Annotated in this window: 17 protein-coding genes; 7 read left to right on the top strand and 10 right to left on the bottom strand. The window is 66.5% G+C overall.

Features of this window, described 5'->3' with window-relative positions; genetic code table 11:
- The first annotated feature begins 14 nt into the window (after window positions 1-14).
- From QP552_RS12140 to QP552_RS12130, 3 genes are read left to right on the top strand one after another with little or no spacing between them, the layout of a single operon-like run.
- A complete protein-coding gene (locus QP552_RS12140; protein WP_049428423.1) occupies window positions 15-1,055 on the top strand; it encodes a ribonucleotide-diphosphate reductase subunit beta in 1,041 nt (346 codons plus the stop codon).
- Window positions 1,056-1,068: 13 nt separating this feature from the next.
- Complete coding sequence (locus QP552_RS12135) at window positions 1,069-1,548, top strand: flavodoxin (protein WP_181453965.1); 480 nt, start codon at window positions 1,069-1,071, stop codon at window positions 1,546-1,548.
- Window positions 1,520-1,846 carry a thioredoxin family protein gene (locus QP552_RS12130; protein ID WP_111111959.1) on the top strand — a complete coding sequence of 109 codons (327 nt, stop codon included), beginning with the start codon at window positions 1,520-1,522 and terminating at the stop codon, window positions 1,844-1,846. The genes QP552_RS12135 and QP552_RS12130 overlap by 29 nt, the downstream gene beginning before the upstream one ends.
- 188 nt (window positions 1,847-2,034) lie before the next feature.
- On the opposite strand, the gene QP552_RS12125 is transcribed toward QP552_RS12130, so the two are convergent.
- Window positions 2,035-3,366 (bottom strand): Nramp family divalent metal transporter, encoded by a 1,332-nt coding sequence (locus QP552_RS12125; RefSeq protein ID WP_111111960.1) that lies wholly within the window; start codon window positions 3,364-3,366, stop codon window positions 2,035-2,037.
- Between the two features lie 117 nt (window positions 3,367-3,483).
- Between QP552_RS12125 and mntR the strand changes: the two genes are divergently transcribed.
- The gene (gene mntR, locus QP552_RS12120; protein ID WP_286073728.1) at window positions 3,484-3,954 is read left to right on the top strand and encodes a manganese-binding transcriptional regulator MntR; all 471 of its coding nucleotides are present in this window, start codon (window positions 3,484-3,486) and stop codon (window positions 3,952-3,954) included.
- A gap of 69 nt (window positions 3,955-4,023) precedes the next feature.
- Here the strand turns inward: mntR and QP552_RS12115 are convergent, their stop codons facing one another.
- The 3 genes from QP552_RS12115 to QP552_RS12105 all read right to left on the bottom strand — a co-directional run bounded on the left by QP552_RS12115 (window position 4,024) and on the right by QP552_RS12105 (window position 8,796).
- Window positions 4,024-4,584 (bottom strand): thioredoxin-like domain-containing protein, encoded by a 561-nt coding sequence (locus QP552_RS12115; protein ID WP_286073727.1) that lies wholly within the window; start codon window positions 4,582-4,584, stop codon window positions 4,024-4,026.
- Window positions 4,574-6,733 (bottom strand): TonB-dependent receptor, encoded by a 2,160-nt coding sequence (locus tag QP552_RS12110; protein WP_286073726.1) that lies wholly within the window; start codon window positions 6,731-6,733, stop codon window positions 4,574-4,576. The genes QP552_RS12115 and QP552_RS12110 overlap by 11 nt, the downstream gene beginning before the upstream one ends.
- Window positions 6,734-6,993: 260 nt before the next feature.
- Window positions 6,994-8,796 carry an autotransporter outer membrane beta-barrel domain-containing protein gene (locus tag QP552_RS12105; RefSeq protein ID WP_286073725.1) on the bottom strand — a complete coding sequence of 601 codons (1,803 nt, stop codon included), beginning with the start codon at window positions 8,794-8,796 and terminating at the stop codon, window positions 6,994-6,996.
- Window positions 8,797-8,875: 79 nt separating this feature from the next.
- Here QP552_RS12105 and QP552_RS12100 point away from each other — a divergent pair, with 79 nt between their 5' ends.
- On the top strand, window positions 8,876-9,136 hold the full coding sequence (locus tag QP552_RS12100; protein ID WP_286073724.1) for a hypothetical protein: 261 nt from the start codon (window positions 8,876-8,878) through the stop codon (window positions 9,134-9,136).
- A 635-nt stretch (window positions 9,137-9,771) separates the two neighbouring features.
- On the opposite strand, the gene fabR is transcribed toward QP552_RS12100, so the two are convergent.
- The gene (gene fabR, locus QP552_RS12095) at window positions 9,772-10,428 is read right to left on the bottom strand and encodes an HTH-type transcriptional repressor FabR (protein ID WP_111111963.1); all 657 of its coding nucleotides are present in this window, start codon (window positions 10,426-10,428) and stop codon (window positions 9,772-9,774) included.
- 92 nt (window positions 10,429-10,520) lie between these two features.
- On the opposite strand from fabR, the gene QP552_RS12090 reads away from it, so the two are divergent.
- A complete protein-coding gene (locus QP552_RS12090; protein WP_286073723.1) occupies window positions 10,521-11,591 on the top strand; it encodes a ferredoxin reductase in 1,071 nt (356 codons plus the stop codon).
- Window positions 11,592-11,602: 11 nt separating this feature from the next.
- A complete protein-coding gene (locus QP552_RS12085; protein ID WP_106550541.1) occupies window positions 11,603-12,751 on the top strand; it encodes an acyl-CoA desaturase in 1,149 nt (382 codons plus the stop codon).
- A 5-nt stretch (window positions 12,752-12,756) separates the two neighbouring features.
- Here the strand turns inward: QP552_RS12085 and QP552_RS12080 are convergent, their stop codons facing one another.
- The 5 genes from QP552_RS12080 to QP552_RS12060 form a co-directional block, all read right to left on the bottom strand.
- Window positions 12,757-13,092 (bottom strand): tetratricopeptide repeat protein, encoded by a 336-nt coding sequence (locus QP552_RS12080; protein ID WP_106550542.1) that lies wholly within the window; start codon window positions 13,090-13,092, stop codon window positions 12,757-12,759.
- Window positions 13,092-13,667, bottom strand: a complete 576-nt coding sequence (locus QP552_RS12075) for a flavin reductase family protein (RefSeq protein WP_286073722.1) — start codon at window positions 13,665-13,667, stop codon at window positions 13,092-13,094. Before QP552_RS12075 ends, QP552_RS12080 begins: the two co-directional genes overlap by 1 nt.
- Window positions 13,664-14,293: a superoxide dismutase gene (locus QP552_RS12070; RefSeq protein WP_286073721.1), complete on the bottom strand. Its 630-nt coding sequence runs from the start codon at window positions 14,291-14,293 to the stop codon at window positions 13,664-13,666. The genes QP552_RS12075 and QP552_RS12070 overlap by 4 nt, the downstream gene beginning before the upstream one ends.
- 371 nt (window positions 14,294-14,664) lie before the next feature.
- Complete coding sequence (locus tag QP552_RS12065; RefSeq protein WP_286075933.1) at window positions 14,665-16,185, bottom strand: thioredoxin family protein; 1,521 nt, start codon at window positions 16,183-16,185, stop codon at window positions 14,665-14,667.
- A 119-nt stretch (window positions 16,186-16,304) separates the two neighbouring features.
- On the bottom strand, window positions 16,305-16,754 hold the full coding sequence (locus QP552_RS12060; RefSeq protein WP_111203838.1) for a GNAT family N-acetyltransferase: 450 nt from the start codon (window positions 16,752-16,754) through the stop codon (window positions 16,305-16,307).

Below are 16,754 nucleotides of genomic sequence, written 5' to 3'. Positions count from 1 at the left end.
CTGCAGGTAACACCATGGCAACCCCCCTCGACCGCATCAAGATCCTCGAACCGCGCCACCCCAACCGCAGCACCGGCATCATCAACGGCCGCACCAGCGGCATCCTGAACTGGAACGACATTCCGTACCCCTCGTTCTATCGGGCCTACAAGGAGCTGTCGACCAACTTCTGGATTCCCGACGAGGTGGACATGAAGCTGGATGCGCGCCAGTACGGCGAGCTGTCCGGGCGCGAGAAGAACGCTTACGACTCGATCATCGGCCTGCTGGCCACGCTGGATTCGCCACAGACGCGCTTCATCTACAACGTGGCCGAGTACATCACCGACCCGGCTGCACATGCCAACGCGGCCATCATCGGCCAGCAGGAAGTGATCCACAACGAGAGCTACAGCTACGTGCTGGCCTCGATCACCGACCTGCCGAACCAGAACCGCATCTTCGAGATCGCCCGTACCCACCCGACCATCATCAAGCGCAACGCGCCGATCATGGGGGCGTATGACGATTTCATGCGCGAGAAGACCGCCGAGACCCTGCTGAAGTCGCTGATCCAGTCGTCGATCCTGGAGGGCATCAACTTCTATTCCGGGTTTGCCTACTTCTACAACATGGTGCGGCAGAACCGCATGACCGGCACCGGCAAGATCATCAGCTTCATCAATCGTGACGAGCTGGCCCATACCAAGTTCATCAGCGAGCTGATCCGCGCCATCATTGGTGAGAACCCGGAGCTGCAGACCAATGAACTGACCGCGTACGTGCACCAGGCGTTCGAGCATGCGATCGAACTGGAGACGCAGTGGTCCTCGGAAGTGCTGGACGGCATCGACGGCATCGATGTCGAGGAGATGACGCGCTACGTGAAGTACCGGGCCAACAAGATGGCCGGCATGCTTGGCATCGAGCGCCTGTACAGCGACACCACCGACAACGTGATGCCGTGGATCAAGGCCTACGCCGACAACTTCACCGAGACCAAGACCGACTTCTTCGAGATGCGCAATGCAAGCTACAAGAAGACCAACGTCGACAACGGCTTCGACGACCTCTGAGCCGGGCGCGGTGCTGCGCATCCTGCTGGTGGTCGCCTCGCTGAGCGGCAACACGCGTGAGCTGGGCCGTCTGATCGCCGAGCGCTGCCGTACGGCCGGCCATGCGGTGCACTGGCACGAGGCCGACGACCTGCGCCAGGCACCCCCATTGGCGGCCGACGAGGCCGACCTGGTGCTGCTTGGCTGCTGGACCGACAACGCCGGCCGCACGCCGTCGGAGATGAAGGGGTGGGTGGCCGGCATCGCCGAACGGGGCGAGCGGCCGCGGCAGCTGGCGGTGTTCGGCACCGGTGAGACGCAATGGGGGCAGGAGTACTACTGCGGCGCCGTGCACCGGCTGATCCGCTACTTCCGCAGTGACTACCCGCCGCTGGAGATCGAACAGATGCCGCATGGCGTTCGCCACGCCGAGGCCATCAATGCCTGGACCGATGCGGTCCTGGCCCACTACTGGAGCAACACCGATGCAGATCATCGACGCCACCACGCCTGAGCAGTTCCAGCAGCTGCTGGCCGCACACCCGCGGGTGCTGGTGGATTTCCACAAGGACCAGTGCCCCGGCTGCCGGATGCTGGAAATGTCGCTGCACCGGGTAGCTGCCAGCAGTGCGGGGCAGGGCACCACCCTGCTGCGCGTGCAGCTGGAGGTGCTGGGCGAGGCGTTCTTCAGGCAGCTGGGCCTGCGCCAGACGCCTACGCTGGCGTTGTTCCGTGACGGCGACGAACGCACGCGCCTGGCCGGTTTCCAGTCACCGCAGCAGATCGAGGCCGCGATCGCGTTGTACCTATAAGGCCAGGGTGGTTGCATCGGTAGCGCCGGGCCATGCCCGGCGACCGTTCGTGCGATCCTGATTTCTGTAGAGCCGAGCCCATGCTCGGCTGCCGTTCGCGCGGTGCGCGATGAGTCGAGCATGGCTCGACTCTACAAGGGCATCCACGCATGGCGTGGATCTACCGGGGCAGGGTCCGTGCTTTGGCGTCAGGCTCCACTGAAGGTATCCACCAGCAGCTTCACATTCAGCACCACAATCACCAGCGCGATCACCCAGGCAATCGCACCCAGCCAGCGCGGGGCCACCAGCGCACCCATCGTCACCTTGTCGGTCACGATCCGAACCAGGGGAATGATCGCAAACGGCAGCTGCATCGACAGCACCACCTGGCTCAGCACCAGCAGCTTCACCGCACCCTGGTCGCCGAACAGCATGATCACCACCACCACCGGAATGATCGCCAGCGCCCGCGTGATCAGCCGCCGCAGCCACGGCGGCAGGCGCAGGTGCAGGAACCCTTCCATCACGATCTGGCCGGCCAGCGTGGCGGTTACCGTCGAATTCAGGCCGGAGGCCAGAAGCGCAATCGCAAACAGTGTCGCCGCCGCGCCCACCCCCAGCATTGGCGCCAGCAGCTGGTGCGCCTGCTCGATGTCTTCCACATCAAAGCGGCCATTGGCATGGAACACCGCCGCCGCCAGGATCAGGATGCTGGCGTTGATGAACAGTGCCAGGGTCAGCGCGAGGGTGCTGTCGGTCACTGCCCAGCGCAGGGCGCTGCGACGGCCCTCATCGGTGCGCGGATACGCGCGGGTCTGCACGATGGACGAATGCAGGTACAGGTTGTGCGGCATCACCGTGGCGCCAATGATGCCGATGGCGATGTACAGCGCGTGCGGATCGGTTACCACCTGGGCGCGCGGAATGAACCCGCTCAGCACCTCCATCACCGGTGGCGCGGCCAGTGCGATCTGCACCATGAAGCAACCGAAGATCACCATCAGCAGCGCGATCACGAACGCTTCCAGCGCGCGGAAGCCGCGGTTCATCAACAGCAGTACCAGAAGCGTGTCTAGCGCGGTGATCACCGCGCCCCAGAGCAGGGGCAGGTCGAACAGCAGCTTCAGCGCGATCGCGGTGCCGATCACTTCGGCCAGGTCGCAGGCGATGATCGCCGCCTCGCACAGCGCCCACAGTGCCAGATTGACCGGCTTCGGGTAGCGCGCGCGACAGGCCTGGGCCAGGTCCATTCCGGTGGCGATGCCCAGCCGTGCCGACAGTGCCTGCAGGATCACCGCCATCAGGTTGGAAATGAGGATGACCGACAGCAGCAGGTAGCCGAAGCGCGAACCACCAGCGAGGTCGGTGGCCCAGTTGCCCGGGTCCATGTAGCCGACCGAGATCATGTAGCCCGGGCCGAGGAAGGCCAGCAGGCGGAACCACCAGTGCCCCTTGTCGGGCACCGCCACCGAGGCATTGAGCGCGCCCAGGCTGGCCGGGGTGGGGGCCGAAGGGTCGCGGGGTGCCAGGGTGTTCATAGGTCCGAATATAGCTCCTGCTATAGTCATTAGCAATGTGAAACAATCGTCTTTATCGCGTTACTGGTCCAGAATTCAGTTTCAAACCCGGAGTAGACCGGAAGGACAGGCGCAGGCGTGGGCAAGACCGACGATTCGACATCGCTGAAAAGCACCCCCTTGATCGAGGCCGAGCGCCAGGTCGAGAGCTTCCGGCAAGTGCGCGAGGCGCACCGGATGGAGCTGGTGGAGGACTATGTCGAGCTGATCTCGGACCTGCTGGCCGATGGCGGCGAGGCCCGCCAGGTCGATATCGCCACCCGCCTGGGCGTGGCCCAGCCCACCGTGGCGAAGATGCTGCGGCGGTTGGCTCGTGATGGCTGGGTGGTGCAGCGCCCGTATCGTGGCGTGTTCCTGACCCCGGAAGGCGATGCGCTGGCCCATGCCAGCCGCCAGCGGCACCAGACCGTGGAGCGTTTCCTGCTGGCGCTGGGCGTGGACGCGGATACCGCGCGGCGTGATGCCGAGGGCATCGAGCACCATGTGAGCGAGCAGACGCTGGCGCTGTTCGAGGCGTTCGTGCGCAAGGCCGAGGGCGGGGCGCCGTAGCGGTAGCGCCGGGCCATGCCCGGCGGGCGCGTCGCCGCCTTCATGGCTTTCGCCGGGCATGGCCCGGCGCTACCGTGGTTGGATGGCGCCGTTGGGGCAACGGGCCTGCGCTTGCGCGCACGCGCGTCTCGTCCATTCCTTCAACACCGGCTGCAGGCCTTCGTAGCGGCGCCCTTGCCAGCCATTGGCCAGCACCGTGCCGTCGGCATCGATCAGCACCAGATTCGGTGGTGCCAGCCCAGCCAGGGCCTGCAGCGCTGGCATGCGCGCGGCGCGGCGCGGGTCCAGCACCGGCCACGGCATATCCTGCGCGTGCATGTAGCGGCGCAGCGCACTCTCGCCCTCATCCAGACTGACGTACACCACTTCGGTATCGGCGCCGGCCTCGCGCAGCGCATCACGCACGCTGCGCAGCGTGGGTACGAAGGCATGGCACGGTGCACACCAGTCAGCACCGAAGTACAGCGCCACCAGCTTCGGCGGCGGCGTCCACTGCATCGGCCGGAGCGAGCGCTGTTCCGGCCGCATCAGCGAGGCCGAGACCTGCGCGTGCAGGTCCGCAGCCATCGCCGGCGCGCCCAGCAGCAGGGCACAGGCCAGCAACAGCGCTCGTAGTGGCTCAGAACGCATAACGCAGGTTGACGTACCACGAGCGCGCGAAACGCGGCCCGTAGACGTAGTCGCTGTCACGCAGCGCGCCTACCTCCAGATCCTTCTGGCGCTGATCGAACACGTTCTTGACGCCCGCGGCCACCGACACTTCCTGCTGCGCCTGTGCGCCCAGATGCCGGTGCCAGCGCGCGCCAAGATCGGTGACCAGGAACGAGCGTGTGCGGTGCAGTTCGCCCAACCGGTTGTTCAGTACCGACATCGGGCCGGTATGGCGCAGCGCGACGAAGGCTTCCCACGGCTCGGCGGGCATCCAGCTTAGCTGGGCAAGGCCGGTCCAGCGCGGGGTTTTCAGGTAGTCGCGGCTTTCGATGACGGTGTCGCCACCGTCGCCGGTGTCGTCGAAGATGCGCTGCGGTTCGCGGAAGCGCGAGCGGTACCACGAGGCACCCGCGGTCAGGCGCCACTGCGGCGATGGCTGCCAACCGAGATTGGTTTCCGCGCCCAGCACGTTGGAGCCGGAAGCGTTGTAGCGCAGCTGGCTCAACTGTCCGTCATCGCCGCGCTGGATCTCGCCCAGTGCGAAGGTGTCGCGGATTCGTGCATAGGAGGCGGTGGCATCCCAGCTCCACACCGGATTGGCCGGGTCCGATCGCCAGTCGAAGCCGAACAGGGTGGTCAACGCGCGCTCTTCCTTGAGACCGTCGGTGTTGCGCACGCGCACCTGTTCGCCACCCAGCGTATCGACATGCACATCCTCGACGAAGATCTCCGGTGCGCGGAAGCCGGTGGCGATACCGGCCCGCCACTTCAGGTTCGGCGTGGCCTGCCAGGCCAGCGCGATGCGCGGCGAGAACACCGCGTTGTCCAGCTCCGAGCTCTTGTCCACGCGCGCACCCAGCACCAGGTCAACGTTGTCGCGCAGGCTCCACTCGTCCTGGATGAAGGCGCCCAGGTTGTGGAAGGTGGCATCCTCCAGCACGGCAATACGCTGCCCGTCACCGGTGCGGTTGTCGTCGCGCAGCGCCTCGTGCTTGTACTGCACGCCGAAGGCCAGCGCGTGCGCACCCAGCCGCCAGTTCAACTGGCTGTCGATGTAGTGCAGCGGGTTGTGGGTGCGACCGTACTGGCGCCACGAACGCGAGGCCGCGCTGCCGGCCACGTTGTGGTCCAGCTGCGACGGGTCATAGCCGGGCGCTGAGGGATCGGTAACGACGTCGCCCAGACCGCCGTAGAAACTGTCGCGGTCGATGTCGGCGAAGGCGTAAGCCAGGCGGAAATCGACGTCAGCATTGATTTCCTGGTCCCACGACACGCTGCCGCGGCGGTATTTTGTATCCAGCGATTCGGCGATGTTGGCCAGGTATTCCGGCTGCTCCAGTCGGTTGCCGCCACGCCGGGTTTCATCGGTCACCTGCAGGTCCAGGCGCAGCCGCGTGCCCGGCGTGGGCGCATACCAGGCCTGCAGCCCGCCGACCTTGAGATTCTTGCGGGTAATTTCGGTGTAGCCGTCACCGTTGTAGTCGATGCCGCTGTTCCAGTTGCGCTGGGCAATCACTGAAAGCCCGGCGTCGGCATCTTTCGCCACCAGGTCCAGGCGCACGTCGGCGTTCTTCTGTGGCGTGCTCTTCAGGACATCCACGCCGGCCTGCACATGGCCACCGCTGCGTGCCGGGAGCGGCGGAATCAGGTTGATCACACCGGCCACCGCGCCTGGGCCGTACAGCGCCGAACCACCGCCCTTGACCACTTCGATGCGGTCGACGAAGCCAGCCGGAATCTGTTCCAGGCCATAGACGCTGCCCAGCGTGGACAGCAGCGGAATGCCATCGAACAACAGCTGGTTGTAGGCGCCGGGCAGACCCAGCAGCTGCACTTCGCTGGTGTTGCAGTTCTGGCAGTTGCTCTCCACGCGCAGGCCGTTGATCAGCTCGGCGGCGCGCGAGAAGTCGGTGGCCGCGCGCAGCGCGATGTCTTCCTTGCGCAGCACTTCGGTGCGGATCGGGACATCCGACAGCAGGCGTTCGCTGCGGGTGGCGGTGCTGACCTTGACCTGCACGCGGTCCAGTTCGGTCGGCTTCGGTGTGGTTGCCAGTGCGGGCAGCGGCAGGGTCAGGGCGATGGCGGCGGCCAAGGGCAGCCGACGGAAGAGGGGATTGGCAACGGGCATGGGGGCGTCGTCCTTGTGGGGAGAAAGGCGGCGAGGGCGACCTGGCTGACGCATATGAAAGCAGAGGGTTATAGATATAGCAATTGCTATATAAATAAGTCAGTGCAATCACAACGCCGAGAGCGGGATCAGAACATCGCGGACGATAGTGTTATAACATTACACATAAGAACCAGAACCCTGCCGGATGTCATGCACGGCAGGGTGCGAGAGGAGTTGAGGAACGCCGCCCCAGGCCTGGGCCCGGGGCGGCGTTGGCCTTACCAGGCGGCGCGCAGACCCACCTGGGCACCGTGGTTGCGGTAGCCACTGTCGCCACGCTGTACGCGCAGGTCACCCCATGCGCTCCAGCGCTGGCCCAGCTGCAGCTGGGCACCGGCCTGCACTTCGTAGCGGTTCTCAGGGGTCTTAGCGCTCAACGACTCGCTGTTGAAGCGCATGGCTTCATCGCGCTGGCCACGCAGCCAGTTCGCCGCCAGGAACGGCTGCACGCGGTTGCCCTGCAGCGTGCCCTGGCCAAACAGGCGCACGCCGAGGCGGCTGTTGAGGCCGCCGCCGCGACCGTCTTCGACCGTGGTGCCATTGGCCTCGACCAGGCTGTCGCCGTCGTAGTCGGTCCAGGTCAGCTGTGCTTGCGGCTGCAGGTACAGCGTGCTGGCCTCGCTGCTGCGGATGGCCCAGGCATAGCCGGCTTCCAGCGACGCGCTGCGGGTCCTGGAGTCGTAGGTCTCACGGGCGATGCCTTCGCCCTGCACCTCGTTGTCGAAGCGCGCCGCCTGCAGCCAGCCGTCCACATACAGGCCGGCACTGCTCTGTGCATCCTGCACCCAGCCCAGGTAGACACCCGCCGACTTGCCCTTGACCTTGCCGCGGGTGCCATAACCGCTCAGCGTCGACACCGCCTGTGTGGCCGCCTCGCCGCCGCCGAGCATCACGCCGACCTGGCCGCGGCCATCGCCCCAGCGCCAGACATCACTGCCCAGTTGCAGGGTGTTGATGTGGGTGCGGGCATCGACCTGGCCGGCCACGTTTGCCTGCAGCTGGTCGCGTCCGGCGCGCACCCAGGTACCGATGCGGGCGCGGTCGAAACCGGGCTCGCCGCGGTCGTGGCGACGCAGCTGGAACATCTGCACGGCCGCGGCCTGGTTGGCCAGGTACGCGCCAGGCTCCGGGCGCAGCACGGGGACCGGATCGACCGGATCGATGGGATCGACCGGGTCCACGGGGTCGACCGGATCTACCGGACCGGTGCCTTGGCACTCCGGCAGCGACGGATTGATGTCGCACGGATTACCGGTGTAGGCCGAGGTCAGGTACCAGTTGCCATTGGCGGCACCCGGAGTGCCCTTGTGCAGGAAATACTCGTACATGCCACCGATGGCGCGGCCCTGCAGGGTGAACCTGCCATTGCTGGCACCGTCCACCTGCACCAGCGGAATGCCGTTGACGGTCTGGGCACCGGCGCCGGCAATATTGTTGACGGTGACCTGGGTGGTGCCGCTGGTATCGCCGGTGACGTGCATGCGCGAGCTTGCCGCGTCGTCGCCGGCCAGCACGGTGTTGAAGTGCAGGGTGCCGCCATTGCCGGTGTAGTTGCCGTTGACGGTCAGCTGCGGATAGGCCGCAGTGTTTGCAGCACCAAGGAAAATGTCACTTCCCGCACCCAGGGTGAGGTTGCCGGTGTTGCTGTCGCCGGACAGCGTCCAGCGGCCGCCCTGGTCGACGATGACGTCGGCCGGGCCGAGGATGCGGCCGGTGAGGTCGAGGCCGTCGAGGAAGCGCAGCGTGCCGGTTGCGGTATCGGCGATGGTGATGTCGCCGTCCAGCTTGGAGGTGCGGGCGGTGACGTCATAGGTAGCATCGCTGCCGATGTCAATGATGTTCCCATTGCCTCCGACCAGCACAGCACCGTTCTGCAGGGTGACACGCATGACTTCCGGATGCGTCCCGGCAGCAAGCGACAGTGCGGCACCCGCTCGGCCTTCCAGTCGCGAATCATCCACGAGCAGTCCCCAGTAGGAGCTGTCGGGAGACTCGGCAGCGAGCACGGTGGTATAGCTCATGCGAATGCCATTGTCTTCGCCAATGGCGCTGGACCCATTCCGAAGGTTGACTGCAGCAGCGCCAATTCGAATTGCAATCATGTCGCTGGTCAATTGTGTCCTGCTGGCATTCAAGGTGCCGCCGGCGTTTGCATTGAGTGCGAAAAGACGCCCACTGATCTGGCTTCCGTTTGCTGTGATTGAAGCGCGGGGGCGCTCGGGGGAATTTCGTTGCGAAGAGAGGGTCATGCCACCGAGAACCGTTGAGTTATCAAGGATGGCATTGCTGTTTGAAACCTGGCTCGGTGTTGTTGAGGTGTTGTTGAGTGTTGCGCCGTACAGTTGGATGCTTGACGGCTGACCACCTGCAGTTGATGCCGAGCTGATCCTGTCTACGCTTGCGTCGCGAACAATGAGCGTTCCACCGGCCAGCGATACTTGGGTGCCTTCGCGAGGGCTGCCCGGCGTGATCAAGAGTGTTTGCCCTGGGCCGATTGATTGGGCCTGCGCCCCCGACGCTCCAGCGGCCAGAACCAATGCGATGGCAATAATCTGGCTCAGTCCGGAGCGAATGGGAGTGAAAGGAAACTTCGGCGTGAACTGCATCGTGCGCATGGGTGTTTCTCCTTGAAGCTGTTGGGAGGGACCTGCAACCGCAGGTCCGGAGGCGGCACTCTGAGGTTCGGGTCTTGCCTGGGCCATGCAACTAATCTGAAACGCCTGCAGCGACACCGGTTGGGTTCAAACGCCGTTCATTGACGTATTCAGCTGAATGGGTCGCCGTGCCGGAATAGTGCACGGCAGGTGATGGCGTCATGAAGGCCATGTCGGAATTGCGCGAAGTGCCATTCACGCATGTGGATATGTGATGGATCGCTCAGTTCCCGCCGGCAGGCGCGGACGGACTGCTGCGCCGCAGCAGTCGACGTAAAAAGGGACGTGAGTGAATTCGCGCCGGCAGGGCCGTGCGCTGCCCATCCGGCAGCGGCCTGGGAATCAGCCGCGGCGGAATGCGGCGGGGGTACGGGCGCCAACGATGATCATGCGGATCATCGTGGAGATCTGTTCGACCAGTTCCGGATCCCTCTCCGGCGGCAGGTCCATGGCGGTGGCGCCCATCGCGAACACCAGCCGGGTGATGGCCTTGGCCACCAGTTCCGGGGCGTGCAGCACCGCGCCATCCAGTGCGGCCAAGCGCACCAGGTCGTGCTGCAGCTCTTCCTCGAAGTAGTGCAGCTCGCGTTCGACCGCGTGCTTGAAGTCGTCCGAGCCGACCGCACCTTCGCGCAGCAGCACGTGCAGCAGCTTGTCGTCGGCACGCAGCTGCTCCATGAAGGTCTCCACGGAAACGCGCACTACGCTGGTGGCGGTGGAGGTGGCGCGCTGGCGGGCCTCGCCGATGATGGTGCGCAGCGAGCGGCCGGCCGCATCGATCAGCGCCACGGCCAGCTCGTCCATGTCGCGGAACTGCCGGTAGAAGCTGTTGGGCGCGATGCCGGCCTCGCGTGCCACTTCGCGCAGGCTGAGCGTGGACAGGCTGCGGTGCGGCCCGATCAGTTTCAGGGCGGCGGCCAGCAGATCCTCGCGGCTCACCGTACGGCGGGCCGGGCTGTTGGCATCTTCGGGCGTCGACAAGGCGGTGGCGGCGGCCATGGGGGTTCCGGTGGGGCGAGGCTGAATCATACCCAATCCGGTTCAATATACACATGTATACACAGGTGTATGTGCGCCCGTATAGTGCGCCCATGAGCGCTGTCGTCCGTCCGTCCCTGTTCTCTCCGTACCGCTGGCTGTCGCCGTCGCTGTTCGACTTCTGGGCGGGCCAGCTCAATCCCCTGTGGACCCTGCGCGAGCCAATGGCCCGCCTGGTCCGGCGCGAGCCGGCCGGCGAGGGCGCGGCGACCCTGGTCCTGCGCACCAACCGGCACTGGGCCGGCATGCGCGCCGGCCAGCACGTCACCCTTGGCGTCGAGATTGAAGGACGCCTGTGGCAGCGCAGCTACAGCCCCACCGCGTTTGGGCCGCGCGAGCTGGCGATCACCGTCAAGGCGATCGACGGCGGCCGGGTCAGCCAGCATCTGGCCAACCATGCGCAGCCGGGCGAACTGTTCCGCCTCGATGCCGCCTTCGGCGAGTTCCACATGCCGGCCGCAGCGCCGGTGCTGCTGCTGGCGGCCGGCAGTGGCATCACGCCGATGCGCAGCCTGTTGCGCGACGCCTGCCAGCGCCCGCTGGCAGCACCGGTGGACCTGTTCTACTGGGAGCGCACCGCCGCCCATCTGCAGTTCCGTGATGAGCTGCAGGCGCTGGCCGCAGCGCACCCGAACCTGCGCGTGCACCTGCTGACCACCCGCGAGGGCGCGGCGCCGGCCGCCCGCATCGATACCCACGATCTGCAGGTGGCAGGCGATGACACGCCGCTGGCGCAGCGCCATGTGCTGGCCTGCGGCCCGGATGGGTTCGTTGCCGCCGCGCGTGAACGCCTGGTGCACCAGGTGGCCGGCTTCCAGGCCGAAGCCTTCACCCCGCCGGCGCCGCTCCGCGATGCCAGTAGTGAGGGCGAAGTGTCGCTGACCCTGGCCCGCAGTGGCCGCCAGCTGAGCGTGCCACGTGGCCGCTCGCTGCTGGAAAGCCTGGAAGCCCATGGCATCAAGCCCAAGCACGGTTGCCGCATGGGCATCTGCAACACCTGCAGCTGTGATCGCGTCAGTGGCGCCACCCGCCATCTGCGCACCGGCGACCTGCAGTCCGAATCGGCACAGCCGGTGCGGATCTGCGTGAGCGCACCGACCACCGACCTGACCCTGGATCTCTGAGGACGCCTGCCATGACCCGCGCTACCGACCGTGCACTGAGCACCGCCGAGATGCATGCCTTCGGTGAGGAACTCGACGCGATCCGCGACCGTGTGATCGACAGCCTCGGCGCCTCCGATACCCGCTATATCCGCCGCGTGGCCGCCGCCGTGCGCTGGTTCGGCGTGGGTGGCCGTGGCCTGCTGTTCCTGGCGGCGTTCTCGCCGCTGTTCTGGATGCCGCTGCTGTGGCCGGCCGCGATCACCGGCACGCTGCTGCTGGCGCTGTCCAAGATCCTGGAGAACATGGAACTGGGCCACAACGTGATGCACGGCCAGTTCGACTGGACCGGCGACCCCAAGCTCAACGGCAATACCTACGAGTGGGACATCGTTGCCACCGCCGACAACTGGCGCAAGACCCACAATTTCCGCCACCACACCTACACCAACGTGCGCGGCATGGACGATGACATCGGCTACGGCCTGCTGCGCATCTTCCCGGAACAGCGCTGGAAGCCGTTCTACCTGCTGCAGCCGATCATCGCGCCGATCTTCGCGCTGCTGTTCCAGTGGGGCGTGGCCGCGCAGGACCTGCGCCTGGGCCGTTGGCTGAAGGGGCGCATGAGTGCCCGTGCGATGTGGCTGCAGACCCGCCCGGTGGCACGGAAGATGGCCCGCCAGGTGTTGAAGGACTACGTGTTCTTCCCGCTGCTGGCCGGCCCGTTCTTCCTCACCGTGATGCTCGGCAACATGGTGGCCAACGGCCTGCGCAACATCTGGACCTACGTGATCATCTTCTGCGGCCACTTCACCGCCGAATCGGAAACCTTCCCGAAGGAGTGCCTGCGCAATGAATCGCGTGGCCACTGGTACCTGCGCCAGCTGCGCGGTTCGTCCAACATCAGCGGCGGCTTCCTGATCAACGTGCTGTCGGGCAACCTCAGCCACCAGATCGAGCACCACTTCTACCCGGACCTGCCGGCCAACCGCTATGCGGCCATCGCCAAGGAAGTGAAGGACATCTGCCGCCGTTACGGCCAGCACTACAACAACGGCTCGCTGCCGCGCCAGTTCGGCCAGGTGGTCTGGCGCATCCTGCGCCACGCGTTCCCGAGCAAGCCGCGCCGCCTGCCGATGTCGGACATCATGTCCGCACCGGCATCGGCCAACGCGGGCTGATCGACTCAGCCCGCCTTCGCCAGGGCCGCCTGTTCGCGGTCCAGGCGGCGCAGGAAGACCTGCATTTCCTTGCGTGCCTGCTGGTCACCCTTGCTGCCGGCCACGCTCAGTCCACGCTGCCACGCCTCGCGCGCCGCCTGCGGCTGGCCACCGGCAAGCCAGGCTTTGCCGAGCAGCTTCCAGGCGGCCGAGTACTGCGGATCAAGGGCCACGCAACGGCCCAGGTGGGTGGCCGCGCGCACCGGGTTGCCGGCATCCAGCCAGCCCTTGCCCAGGCCGAAGCGCAGCAGCGCGCCGTCCTTGCCGTTGGCAAGCATGCATTCCAGGGCTTCGATGTTCATCAGCGTACCTCCACCAGCAGTTCGGTGGGGCCGGGCTGGAAGCGGCCACGATGGAACAGCAGCGGCGCGCCGCCGTTCTCGTGAACCTCGATGATGCGCCCGGCCAGCAGCAGGTGATCGCCCACCGGCCACATCGCGTGGCGGGTACAGGTGAGGTGGGCGACCGCACCGGCGATGCGTGGTGGGGCATCCTCGTCATCATCCAGCAATGCCAGGCCGTCGAAGCGGTTGCGGACCTGCGGATCGGCAAAGCGCCGGGCCAGCGCTTCCTGGTCGGCTGCCAGCACGCTGATTGCAAAGCGGGTGGCGCGCTGGAAGGTGGACAGGCTCTGTGCGTGCAACGCCAGGTTCCACAGCACCAGTGGCGGCTGCAATGACACCGGCACGAACGAGTTGATGGTCAGGCCGACCGGCTTGCCCTGTGCATCGCGCGCGCAGACGATGGCCACGCCGGTGGGGAAGTGACCGAGCAGCCGCCGCAGTGCACGCGGCGGCATCTCGACCGACGGCACCGGCGCCGGGGCGGGGAAGACCCCCGCCCACGGCCCGGCGTACGGCAGTGTCTCTCCGCTCATGAGGCCCGGGCCTGGCGGTAGCGCCGGCCGACCTCGGCCCAGTTGATGATGTTGAAGAACGCACCGATGTAGTCCGGGCGGCGGTTCTGGTAGTGCAGGTAGTAGGCGTGTTCCCAGACATCCAGTGCGAGGATCGGGGTGTTGCCGGACAGGCCAACGGCTGCACCCATCAGCGGGCTGTCCTGGTTGGCGCTGCTTTCCACCTGCAGTCGGCCGTCGCGATCGCTGGTCAGCCAGGCCCAACCGCTGCCGAAACGGGTCTGCGCGGCCTTGGTGAAGGCGTCCTTGAAGGCATCGAAACCGCCGAGGTCGCGGTCGATGGCCGCTGCCAGTTCATCATCGGGTGCGCCACCGCTGGCGCTGAGCACGGTCCAGAACAGGCTGTGGTTGGCGTGGCCGCCGCCGTTGTTGCGGATGGCGCCGCGCTGCGCCTCGGGCACGGTATCGAGCTGGGTGATCAGTGCCTCGACCGGCTGATCGGCGAGGCCGGCCTGTTCGATGGCGGCATTGAGGTTGTTGACGTAGGTCTGGTGGTGCTTGCTGTGATGGATCTCCATCGTGCGCGCATCGAAGTGCGGCTCGAGGGCGTCATAGGCATAGGGGAGCGGGGGAAGCGAGTACGACATCGAAGCAATCTCCGTGGGGAAGGCCAGAGAGGCTGGCCGTGGGGAGATCGTTATCGCACCTCAACATTGGTTGAGGTCAAGGGGCGGGATTGACATGCGCGCGTTCGTCGCTTTGATTCCTCCCATCAACCTCAGCAGGACAGCTCCCTGCGGCGGCGCGGAGACGGAGTCAAAGGCAAGAGGAAGAGCGGGTTCAGTAGTGCCAGCCCATGGCTGGCAGCATTCATGCAATGCGAGCTGCCAGCCATGGGCTGGCACTACTGAACCCGCTTTTCGAACCTCACCGGCGCGCTGATGTGCGGCCCCCGCCCCTCCCACACGTATCAACAAAAGCGCCGGCAGGCGAACCAGCCGCCGGCGTTCTCATCAACTCAACTCAACCAATTCTTGCAGGCGCCATCCACCTGCTCCCCGCACGCCTGCTGCATCCGCTGCTGCAACCGCGCCAGCGTCTCCGCGCCCTGGTGCTTGCCGCTCCACGCCTTCAACTGCCCGGCCAGGCGCTCGAAGCGTTGGCGGGTGCGCTGGTGGTAGCCCGACGGCTGTGCCTCCAGCTCGGCGATCAGCGAGGCAGTCGCCTGCTCGATGCGTGGTGCATCGTCCGGTGCCAGCTTCAGCAGGCCTTCCACATACAGCACGCCCCACTGCACCCGGGTTGCCGGGCCCTGTGCGCCGTCGTAGGCCCGCTTCAGCCACTCCAGCGCACCGGCGGTGTCGCCGCGCTGCTCGGCTAGTTCGGCCAGTTCGGGCATGTAGTAGTACGGCTGCTCGCTGCGCTTCAGCTCTGCCAGCAACAGCGACTCGGCGCCTGCGTCGTCGCCGACCTGGCGCAGTGCGTAGACCGCGCTGCTGATCGTGGCCTGGCGCGCATGCGCATCGGTGGCGGCAGCGTCGGCAGCAGCCGCGCGTTGCTTGACCCGATCAACCAGCGCGGCGGGCAGTGCACCCTTCGGCTGCTGCTGGCGGGCAAGGGATACTTCGGTCAGCGCACGTGACAATGCGTCGTCGGCGCGGTCGCCGCGCTCGGCATCTGCGCGCTCCAGCGCGACCAGCAGCTGCTGGCCCAGCGTATTGCTGGTAGCCGGCCCAGCACTGGCCTGCTTGACCAGCTGTGCGCCTGCATAGCCCAGCAATTCACGGTTGCGGCGGACTTCGGCCGGCTGCGCCAGCACGGCCTGCAGCAGCTCACGCACCTCGGTGGGCGGTGCATCCTGCTTTTCCGCGGTAGCCAATGCCAGCAGGGCGAAGCGGCGCTTTAGGGCGGCATCCGGTGCGGTTCTGGCAAGCTGGCGCAGCACCTCGGCAGTCTTGCGATCACCGGCCAGGCGATTGGCGTCAACCTCCCAGCCGTAGTCGCCCAGCACCTGCCAATCCTCGGCGGCCAGCCTGTCCGGCGTGGCGAGCGCGGTGGCCAGCGTAGCGGCGACCGCGCTGCGACGGCCGGCGGCCAGGGTCAGTGCGCGGGTCAGTTCGGCTGCATCGTTGCCACCGGCCACGCGGGTGATTTCGTTGCGCTCCGGGTCGAGCACGATCAGGGTCGGGTAGCCGCGCACGCCGAAGCGTTCACCCCAGGCCTGCGCACCTTCCTCGTCGCCATCCAGATAGACCGGCACGAACTTGCCGGTCAGCGCGATGAAGGCGGGGTCCTTGAACAGGCCGGCCTTGAGCTGGTTGCACGGCGGGCACCAGACCGCGCCCCAGTACAGCAGCACCGGCTTGCCGCTGTCGGCGGCCTCGGCGAAGGCATCGTCCACATCGCCCTGGCGCCAGGCGATGGCCGTGGCCCGTGCGGGTGCCTCGGCGGAGTTGGCGGTGGAAACCGGGGCCGGGGTGCAGGCGCTCAGCGCCGAAGCCAGCAGCAACACGGAAAGCGCGACGCGCATCGGCAGCATCTCGAAGGGCGGGGTGACAGGCCATTGTAGGAACGGCCGGGGAGCCTGCTGATTCAGTTTGCTCATGACGGGCGTGCAGCAGGGCATGACGCCCGCCGGGCATTGCCGGGCGGATGCCCTCAGGCCGCTGCCCGCACCATCTGCTGATACACCAGCCCATTGAACTCGCCGACATCGCCGTCCAGCACGAAGCCGTAGCGCAGGTAGGTTGGCACTGCATTGAGGGAAGCACGCACGGTCAGGACCGGCTCGCGCACCTGCGGCAGCACCGCCTCGAACAAGGCATGGCCGATGCCCTGGCCCTGGCAGGCGGGATCGACGAACAGCATCGCAAGGTGCCGGCCCGCCTTCAGTTCGATCACGCCGACGACGCGGTCCTCCTGTTCGGCGACCAGGATCTGGTTGTCGCCCTGCAGGCGCACACCGAATGCGTCGGCGGCGGCGACACTGGCGAACGTGGCGATGCCGTCCGCGCCGAGCGTCGGTGCTACCGCCGCGTTGAACGCGGCCAGGCACACCGCACTGATCGCGGGCAGGTCATCGACACGTGCGGGGCGGATCTTCGGCAT

This window comes from Stenotrophomonas sp. 59 (genome assembly GCF_030291095.1).
GTDB classification, from domain to species: Bacteria; Pseudomonadota; Gammaproteobacteria; order Xanthomonadales; family Xanthomonadaceae; genus Stenotrophomonas; species Stenotrophomonas maltophilia_Q.
Note: the sequence above shows the minus strand (reverse complement) of the source record. Positions and strands in the feature narration are given on the sequence as shown.